This window comes from Phenylobacterium sp., from assembly GCF_037968635.1.
In the GTDB taxonomy this organism is placed as follows: domain Bacteria; phylum Pseudomonadota; class Alphaproteobacteria; order Caulobacterales; family Caulobacteraceae; genus Phenylobacterium.
The window spans coordinates 23,623-31,220 of the sequence record NZ_JBBKVV010000126.1; the positions used below are offsets into that span (position 1 = coordinate 23,623).

At 67.9% G+C, this 7,598-nt stretch carries 9 protein-coding genes; 4 read left to right on the forward strand and 5 right to left on the reverse strand.

The features are described 5' to 3' along the window. Nucleotides 1-30: 30 nt before the first annotated feature. Genes AAC997_RS15485 through AAC997_RS15495 form a run of 3 tightly spaced genes read right to left on the reverse strand, consistent with a single transcriptional unit; the run spans nt 31 to nt 1,534 of the window. Entirely contained in the window at nt 31-390 is a 360-nt protein-coding gene (locus tag AAC997_RS15485; RefSeq protein WP_340646598.1) for an ArsC family reductase, read from the reverse strand. Nucleotides 391-440: 50 nt separating this feature from the next. Continuing rightward, nucleotides 441-977, reverse strand: coding sequence for a GNAT family N-acetyltransferase (locus AAC997_RS15490; protein WP_340646599.1), 537 nt, complete (start codon nt 975-977; stop codon nt 441-443). Nucleotides 978-979: 2 nt separating this feature from the next. Beyond that, entirely contained in the window at nt 980-1,534 is a 555-nt protein-coding gene (locus AAC997_RS15495; protein ID WP_340646600.1) for an XRE family transcriptional regulator, read from the reverse strand. Nucleotides 1,535-1,692: 158 nt separating this feature from the next. Here AAC997_RS15495 and ilvD point away from each other — a divergent pair, with 158 nt between their 5' ends. Both ilvD and AAC997_RS15505 read left to right on the forward strand, forming a co-directional pair. Continuing rightward, nucleotides 1,693-3,546 carry a dihydroxy-acid dehydratase gene (ilvD, locus tag AAC997_RS15500; protein ID WP_340646606.1) on the forward strand — a complete coding sequence of 618 codons (1,854 nt, stop codon included), beginning with the start codon at nt 1,693-1,695 and terminating at the stop codon, nt 3,544-3,546. A gap of 30 nt (nt 3,547-3,576) precedes the next feature. Then, nucleotides 3,577-3,873, forward strand: a complete 297-nt coding sequence (locus AAC997_RS15505; protein ID WP_340646601.1) for a hypothetical protein — start codon at nt 3,577-3,579, stop codon at nt 3,871-3,873. A gap of 431 nt (nt 3,874-4,304) precedes the next feature. Here AAC997_RS15505 and AAC997_RS15510 read toward each other — a convergent pair whose 3' ends face one another. Next, on the reverse strand, nt 4,305-4,760 hold the full coding sequence (locus AAC997_RS15510) for a carboxymuconolactone decarboxylase family protein (RefSeq protein WP_340646602.1): 456 nt from the start codon (nt 4,758-4,760) through the stop codon (nt 4,305-4,307). Between the two features lie 127 nt (nt 4,761-4,887). Between AAC997_RS15510 and AAC997_RS15515 the strand changes: the two genes are divergently transcribed. Continuing rightward, complete coding sequence (locus AAC997_RS15515) at nt 4,888-5,397, forward strand: NUDIX domain-containing protein (protein WP_340646603.1); 510 nt, start codon at nt 4,888-4,890, stop codon at nt 5,395-5,397. A gap of 69 nt (nt 5,398-5,466) precedes the next feature. On the opposite strand, the gene AAC997_RS15520 is transcribed toward AAC997_RS15515, so the two are convergent. Beyond that, a complete protein-coding gene (locus AAC997_RS15520) occupies nt 5,467-6,351 on the reverse strand; it encodes a 4-hydroxy-tetrahydrodipicolinate synthase (RefSeq protein WP_340646604.1) in 885 nt (294 codons plus the stop codon). Between the two features lie 324 nt (nt 6,352-6,675). Here AAC997_RS15520 and AAC997_RS15525 point away from each other — a divergent pair. After that, nucleotides 6,676-7,598, forward strand: a 923-nt coding sequence (locus AAC997_RS15525; RefSeq protein WP_340646605.1) for a M20/M25/M40 family metallo-hydrolase, incomplete at its 3' end; no start/stop codon positions are given.

Consider the following 7,598-nt stretch of genomic DNA (forward strand, 5'->3'; position numbering starts at 1 on the left):
GTCCGCCTCTCCAGCCTTGGCGCCGGGAGACTAGCGCATTTTCGCCGCGTATGCCTCGGGCTTGAAACCCACCAGCAGCTCGCCGCCGAGGTCGAGGACCGGGCGCTTGATCATGGAGGGCTGGGCCAGCATCAGGCCGATGGCCTTGGCCTCGTCGATCCCGGACTTGTCGCCGTCGGGGAGCTTGCGGAAGGTCGTGCCGGCGCGGTTGAGCAACACCTCCCAGCCTACCTTGGCCGCCCATGCCTGCAGGGTGGCGCGGTCCACTCCTGCGGTCTTGTAGTCGTGGAAGGCGTAGGTGACACCGTGGCCGTCCAGCCAGTCGCGGGCCTTCTTCATCGTGTCACAGGCCTTGATGCCGTAGATCGTCACCGGCGCCGTCTGGGCCATCTCGTCGCTCCGCTCAGAATCAGGAGCCGAGCCTAGCCCGAAACGCTGCGTCAGACGGCGGCGGCCATCGCGTTCTCATGCACGCCGATCCGCTTCCAGTAGAAGGCCGTGCCGCTAAGGCCGCCATGGGGTTTGTAGGCGTAGTCAGGAATGACCCCGGCAAGGTTGAAGCCGACCGCCTCATAGAGCGGGGCCGCGCCGCCGTCGGTGGCGGTGTCGAGGACCAGGAGGGTACGGGACCGTTGAACGGCCAAGCGCTCGGCCTCCCGCAGCAGGGCCGTGGCGATCCCCCTGCCCCGGTGACTGAGACGGGTGATCATCTTGGCGATCTCGGCGCGGTGGGGCTGGTTGTCGGCGCAGTCGAGCAGCAGGGTCACCGTGCCCACCAGAGCCTGACCGTCGAAGGCGCCCAGGATGACGCGCTCGTCCCGCGCGGCGGCCGCCAGGGCGCGATCCCAGAAGCCGTCGGCGGTCTCCCGGCTGACGGGGTGCATGAAGCTGACCGAGGCGCCGCGGGTCACGGCCTCGATGAGCATGTCGCCAAGGGGGTCGCGATGGGCGGCGCCCAGGCTGGTGATCGTGATCATGGTCAGCTCCGGGCGAGGATGACGACATAGGCGCAGGGAACGGCGGTCTCGTTGGCGATGGTCACCTCGCCGGGCGGGCCGAAGCCGAGGCAGTCGCCGGGCGCCAGTTCGTGGCGGTCGCCGCCTTCATGGATGACGAGATCGCCTGACCGCACCCAGACCACCTGGCGGATATGGGCGTAGGACGAGGCCGGCAGGGTCACGCGCTGGCCAGGGGGCAGTTCCACTTCGACAGTCTCAACAGGGTGGTCGGGGCGGCTGAACACCTGGCGGCGGCGGTAGCCTGTCGCCGGATCGCGCCAGACCGGCTGGTCGGCGGCCCGCGTCAGGCGCTCGCCGCCGCCCTCGGCGCGGAGCAGGAGGCCGGCCAGGGTGAGGTCGAAGGCGCCGGCCAGCCGGACCAGGATCACGGCGGTGGGGCTGACCTCCTGGCGCTCGATCTTGCTGATGGTGGCCTTGGAGACCCCGGAGCGCTCGGCGAGGTCAGCGAGCGACCAGCCGCGCATGTCGCGCTCCAGCCTGAGGCGGTTGGCGAGAAGCGCTCCGGAGTCGTCCACTAAAGTATCCATACGTCTTGAATATGAGACGACGAGGGTGAGATCAACCCAATAGCGGGCCTTGCGGCCCACAGGCCGGCAAAAGCTCACCCCAAAGCATGGACATCATGGGATGATCACGCCATGTGCATTTCTTCGCCGAAAGCTCCGAGACCGTCATGCCCGCCTACCGCTCCCGCACCTCCACCCATGGCCGCAACATGGCCGGCGCCCGCGGGCTGTGGCGCGCCACGGGGATGAAGGACTCCGACTTCGGCAAACCGATCGTCGCGGTCGTGAACTCTTTCACCCAGTTCGTTCCGGGCCACGTGCACCTGAAGGACCTGGGCCAGTTGGTGGCGCGCGAGATCGAGCGGGCCGGCGGGGTGGCCAAGGAGTTCAACACCATCGCGGTGGATGACGGCATCGCCATGGGCCACGACGGCATGCTCTACAGCCTGCCGTCCCGCGAACTGATCGCCGACAGCGTCGAGTACATGGCCAACGCCCACTGCGTGGACGCCATGGTCTGCATCTCCAATTGCGACAAGATCACGCCCGGCATGCTGATGGCGTCCCTGCGCCTGAACATCCCCACGGTCTTTGTCTCCGGCGGGCCGATGGAGGCCGGCAAGGTGATCCTGAAGGGCAAGGAAGTGGCGCTGGACCTGGTGGACGCCATGGTCGCCGCCGCCGACGAAAGCATCTCCGACGAGGAGGTGGCTGTCATCGAGCGCTCAGCCTGCCCCACCTGCGGCTCCTGCTCGGGAATGTTCACCGCCAACTCGATGAACTGCCTGACCGAGGCGCTCGGCCTGTCCCTGCCCGGCAACGGCTCGGTCCTGGCCACCCACGCCGACCGCGAGCGGCTGTTCCTGGAGGCCGGCCATACGGTGGTCGACATCACCCGCCGGTTCTATGAGCAGGACGACGCCAGCGTCCTGCCGCGCTCGGTGGCCAATTTTGCCGCCTTTGAGAACGCCATGAGCCTGGACATCGCCATGGGCGGCTCCACCAACACCGTCCTGCACCTGCTGGCCGCCGCCCATGAGGCGGAGGTCGACTTCACCATGGACGACATCGATCGGCTGTCGCGCCGGGTGCCCTGCCTGTCCAAGGTGGCGCCCGCCAAGGCCGACGTGCACATGGAGGATGTCCACCGGGCCGGCGGGGTCATGGCCCTGCTGGGGGAGCTGGAGCGCGGCGGCCTGCTGCACACCGACACCCCCACGGTGCACAGCGCCACGATGGGCGAGGCCCTGGACCGCTGGGATATCGCGCGGACCAACAGCGAGAGCGTCCACACCTTCTTCAAGGCCGCGCCCGGCGGCGTGCCGACCCAGACCGCCTTCAGCCAGAGCCGCCGATGGGACGCTCTCGATCTGGACCGCGCCGGTGGCGTGATCCGCAATGTCGAGAACGCCTTTTCCAAGGACGGCGGCCTGGCGGTGCTGAAGGGCAACCTGGCCCTGGACGGCTGCATCGTGAAGACGGCGGGCGTGGACGACAGCATCCTGGTGTTCACCGGAACCGCGCGGGTGTTCGAGAGCCAGGACGCCTCGGTCAGCGCCATCCTGACCGGCAAGATCAAGGCCGGCGACGTGGTGGTGATCCGCTATGAAGGACCGCGCGGCGGACCGGGCATGCAGGAGATGCTCTATCCGACCAGCTACCTGAAATCGAAGGGCCTGGGGAAGGCCTGCGCCCTGATCACCGACGGCCGGTTCTCCGGCGGCACCTCGGGCCTCTCCATCGGTCACGCCTCGCCGGAAGCCGCCGAGGGCGGGCTGATCGGCCTGGTGCAGGATGGCGACATCATCGAGATCAACATCCCCGCACGCAGCATCCACTTGGCAGTGAGCGAGGCGGTGATCGCCGAACGCCGCGCCGCACAGCTGGCCCGGGGCGCGGAAGCCTGGACGCCGGCCGCCCAGCGCGAGCGCAAGGTCTCCATGGCCCTGCGCGCCTACGCCGCCTTCACCACCAGCGCCGCGCGGGGCGCGGTGCGGGACGTGGATCAGTTCAGGGGCTGACACCCAAGGCGGGCCCTGAAGGTGGAGCAGATGCCTACCGATCTTGTGTGGCCGCACGGCTGGGCCCCGGTTGAGGATGCCCAGGAGCGTGGAGTGTTGGAGGCGGAATTGGCCCGTGAGTGCTCCAGCGCTCATGTGCTCCATAAAGCGACCGCGGCGCTAATCGCTCGACATCAGAAGACGGATGATTGTCTGTTTGCGCTCGAAGATGGACGGGTGGCGCAGGTTCATCTGACCTGGTCGACCGAGACCAAGCCAGATTTCCCGTGGACGGAAATCTACCCCAGCTTCTCCGTCTGGGCGCGACATCCTGCCAACGACGCTTAGCGTCCGGACTCAATTGCGTGCCAAACCATGCGCACCCTTCTCCCCTTGCGGGAGAAGGTGGCCGGTCGGAGACCGGTCGGATGAGGGGTCGCGTTCCGCTAACTTTGTTCGTCATCCTCGGGCTTGTCCCGAGGATCCATAAACACCGTAGCGCAGTTGGCCCGCACCGCGACGCTCGCGCCTTTTCGGATAGGCGGAGATCATGGCTCCTCGGGACAAGCCCGAGGATGACGGTGTGTTTTGTGGATAGGTCTATCGACCCCTCATCCGGCCCTGCTCCGCAGGGCCACCTTCTCCCGCAAGGGGAGAAGGAAACCCAAAGCCCACTTGGCACAGCCCGTAGCGCTCAATGCCGAGCCAAGCCGCCCAGCATGCGGTAGACGATGCGCACCATGCGGGGCCGCTGCGCCTCGAACACCGCACCAGGGCTGTCACTCGGCCGCCTCCACCGCGTGGGCGGCGCGTAGGCCCACCTGCAGTCGGTTCCAGAGGTTGATGGCGCCGATGGCCAGGGTGAGGTTCACCTGCTCGACTTCGCTGAACTGCCCCTTGACCAACTCGAAGTCCGCGTCCGGCGCGCCGGTGGCCGCAAGCAGGGTCAGGGCCTCAGTCCAGGCGAGCGCGGCCCGCTCGCGGTCGCTGTAGAGTGGAGACTCCCGCCAGGCATTGAGCATGTGCAGCCGCATTTCGGTCTCGCCGTGGGCGCGGGCGTCGGTGACGTGCATGTGGATGCAGAAGGCGCAACCGTTGATCTGCGACGCCCGCAGCTTCACCAGTTCGACGAGGCTGTGCTCCAGGCTGCTGGCCGCGACGCTGGCCTCGACCGCCATCATCGCCTTGAGGCCGTCGGGAATGTGTTTGAAGGGGTTTTTCACGCGAGGGGTCATGTTGCGCTCCTTGAAAGTCTGGTCCCGCCACTGAGACGAGATAGCCGGACGCGACGTGACACGGCGCCCCAAATTAGTTCCAGCACCGGGCGTTGCCTTTGCCTTGGGCGCCGTCGAGACTGCGCCGATGTCCATTGAAACGTCCATCGCCCGCGACGGAGAAATCTTCCCCGTCCGCGCCAATGGTGTTGGCTGGCGCGCGGCGTGGAGTCCGCCAGCCGACGTGCCGCAGGGCACGCCTCACGGGTCATGTGGCTTCTGCGTCACCGGCGAGCGCGAGGTCGTGCTGATCAGCCAGGACGGCACGCAGTGGGAGTGGCCGGGTGGCCGTCCCGAAGGCGACGAGACCTGGGAGGCGACCTTCCGGCGGGAAATGCTGGAGGAGACCTGCTGTGCTGTCGGCGACGCGCGGCTGCTGGGCTTCTGCCGCTCGGAGTGCCTCGACGGCCCCGAGACCGGGCTGGTCCTGGTCCGGTCGGTCTGGCGCGGTGAGGTCGAGGTGCTGCCCTGGGACCCGCAGTTCGAGATCGGCCATCGGCGGATGGTGGCTGCTGAAGCGCTGATGTCGGCCCTGGATATCGAGCCGGGTTGGGAGCCAATCTATCGCCGCGCAGTGTTCGAGGCCGGGCTGGGTTAGCATCCGAGACTCGGTCGACACTGGTCCCTTATCCCCTTGCGGGAGAAGGTGCGGGTGCGCGAATGATCGCTAACCCAGGAACTCATCCAGCCGCTCAACCAGCCCCTCACTCGGCGGCGTCATCGGCAGGCGGAGGTCTGGGGTGTCGATTTCGCCGAGGCGCCACAGGGCGTGCTTGAGAGCTGACGGGCTGGGCTCGGCGAACAGCAGGTCGGGGATCGCGGCGATTGTCGTCCAGAGGCGTTCGGCCTCGGTCCAGCGGCGATCCTGGGCCAGGCGATAGAGGATGCGGAAGACCTCGGGTCGCAGGTGAGCCGATGCCACGACGCCGCCGTCGGCGCCGTCGCGCAGGGCGGTCAGGAAGCTCGCATCCTCGCTGCAGAGCACCGAGAAGCCGTCGGGCTTGCGGGCGATCAGGTCGCGGGACTGGGCGGGGTCGGCGCAGCAGTCCTTCACGCCGACGATGTTGGGCCGCTCGGCCAGGCGCAGCAGGGTGTCGTTCGTCATGTTCACCCCGGTCCGGTAGGGGATGTTGTAGACCAGGATATCGCGCGCCGTGGCCTCGGCGATGGCCTCGAAGTGCAGGCGCAGGCCCTCCTGGGTGGGGCGGACATAGTAGGGGCAGGCGATCAGGTAGCCCGCGGCGGGCAGGTCTTCCGCGCCGCCGACCGCCTCGACGACGTTGGCCGTGACCGCGCCGCAGAGGCCGATCAGCACCGGTGTCGCCCTCCCCTGCGCTGCCAGTTCCTCCGCCGTCCATTCGGCGAGGTTTCGCGTTTCGTCGCGAGAGAGGGCCATCCCCTCCCCGGTCGTGGCGGCCAGGATGATGCCGTCCACCTGGCCGGCATAGTGGGCCACCATGCGGCGGACCGAGGTCTCGTCCAGGGCGTCGTCCTTGAACGGGCTGACCAGGGGCAGCCAGACGCCCTGGTATCGCGGATGGGGATTGGTCATGGGTCGTCTCCTTGTGAAGGCCGGAGACGGAAGCGTTGGACCCCGTCGCACCGGCGGGGTCTCTCTGATGGTTTCGGCGGCCCCCTAGGGGACGCGCACAGACCGGCTCAGACCCCGATATAGGGCCTGTTTTTTGGCGCTGAAGCTGGGGGCGCGGCGGGTCATGCCTGCGAGATGAGACATCGGCGCGGAGGCGTCAAGCTGAAGCTCTGAGGCCGTGACTCGCGGCGCGCCTTGACCGAACAGCGCTCCGCCAGATCGCGCTTGCCGGACCTGGAATATCGCAGTCCTAATCCCACCCTGTTCAGGCATGGAGTGATTGGGATGTCGGACCTGGGAACCGTCGCCACGGATCGTCGCGCGCTGCTGGCCGGAGGCGCGGCCGCGGCCCTGTTCACCCCCAGCCTGGCCTTCGCCGCCAGCGGGGACATGGCCGCCATCCGCAAGGCCGCCGACGCGGGCTATGCGGCTTCCGTGAAGCGCATCCAGGATTGGATCGCCCTGCCCTCCATCGCCGCCGAGAACCTGGATATGGAGAAGGGCGCCGACTACATGGCGGCCCTGGCCAAGGACGCCGGCTTCCAGCACGTCGAGAAGGTCCCCACCGACGGCGCGCCGGGCGTGTTCGCGACGCTCGACGTCGGCGCCAAGCGCTGGATGGGCATCTACTTCATGTACGACGTGAAGCAGTACGACCCAGCCGAATGGTCCTCCCCGCCCCTGGAGGCGCGCATTGTCGAGAAGCCGGGCTTCGGCAAGGTGATCGTCGGACGGGGGGCGGTGAACCAGAAGGGCCCGCAGGCGGCCTTCCTCGCCGGGCTGCACGCCATCCACGCGGCGGGCAAGAAATCGCCGGTGAACCTCGTCCTGATCTGCGAGGGCGAGGAGGAGATCGGCAGCCCGCACTTCCGCCAGATCGTCACCAAGCCGCACGTGTTGGCCGCGCTCAGGAAATGCGAGGGCGTGATCATCCCGGCCGGTTGGCAGAGCCCCAGCGACGGCGGCGTCACCGTCAACCTGGGCGCCAAGGGCATCGTCGAGCTGGAACTGGTGGCCAGCGGCGACAAGTGGGGCCGTGGCCCCAAGACCGACATCCATTCCAGCGAGAAGGCCCGGGTCGACAGCCCCGCCTGGCGGCTGGTCCAGGCGCTGACCACCCTGGTGACTCCGGACGGCAATACGCCGGCCATAGACAACTATTTCGAGAAGGTCCGCCCCCTCACCGCCCGCGAGAAGGAGCTGATCGC

Bases quoted from the DNA above. Each gene is read 5' to 3' on its own strand.
- AAC997_RS15505 (WP_340646601.1), top strand. From the start codon at position 3,577: ATGCCTACCGATCTTGTGTGGCCGCACGGCTGGGCCCCGGTTGAGGAT.
- AAC997_RS15515 (WP_340646603.1), top strand. From the start codon at position 4,888: ATGTCCATTGAAACGTCCATCGCCCGCGACGGAGAAATCTTCCCCGTC.
- AAC997_RS15485 (WP_340646598.1), bottom strand. From the start codon at position 390: ATGGCCCAGACGGCGCCGGTGACGATCTACGGCATCAAGGCCTGTGAC.
- AAC997_RS15510 (WP_340646602.1), bottom strand. From the start codon at position 4,760: ATGACCCCTCGCGTGAAAAACCCCTTCAAACACATTCCCGACGGCCTC.
- AAC997_RS15490 (WP_340646599.1), bottom strand. From the start codon at position 977: ATGATCACGATCACCAGCCTGGGCGCCGCCCATCGCGACCCCCTTGGC.
- ilvD (WP_340646606.1), top strand. From the start codon at position 1,693: ATGCCCGCCTACCGCTCCCGCACCTCCACCCATGGCCGCAACATGGCC.
- AAC997_RS15520 (WP_340646604.1), bottom strand. From the start codon at position 6,351: ATGACCAATCCCCATCCGCGATACCAGGGCGTCTGGCTGCCCCTGGTC.